Annotated in this window: 1 protein-coding gene; it reads right to left on the minus strand. The window is 38.7% G+C overall.

Features of this window, described 5'->3' with window-relative positions; translation table 11 throughout:
• Positions 1 to 359, minus strand: a 359-nt coding sequence (locus GQR38_RS20235) for a hypothetical protein (protein WP_206006368.1), incomplete at both ends; no start/stop codon positions are given.

The following is a 359-nucleotide window of genomic DNA, read 5'->3' on the forward strand; positions in this document are numbered from 1 at the left end:
GACGTCTCCACTCTGAATTTCTGCTATATAAGGGTCTTCAAAATTGGATAAAGAGAATTGTTGTCGCAGATCGTGTTTATAGATATCGCCTTGTAAGGTTAACCATTGATCATCATTTAGTTCTAAATCAAACCGTAATCCCGTTTGTAGATATTGCCCTTCATTACCTTGATCATGGCCAGAAAGATCTTTTGATTCTTCCAACTTTCTGCCATTCACATATGCTCGGAATTTAGTATTTTCATTAATTTCAGCCCCTTGACTGGCACCTACTCCTTGAGACTCGGTTCCCATAGTGAGTGAAAGAGCGCCACCTTCTTTTCCAGTGGCTTCTTTAGTAATGATATTAATAACACCAT

Source organism: Pseudoalteromonas sp. c7(2019) (genome assembly GCF_011378625.1).
Classification (GTDB): Bacteria; Pseudomonadota; Gammaproteobacteria; order Enterobacterales; family Alteromonadaceae; genus Pseudoalteromonas; species Pseudoalteromonas arctica.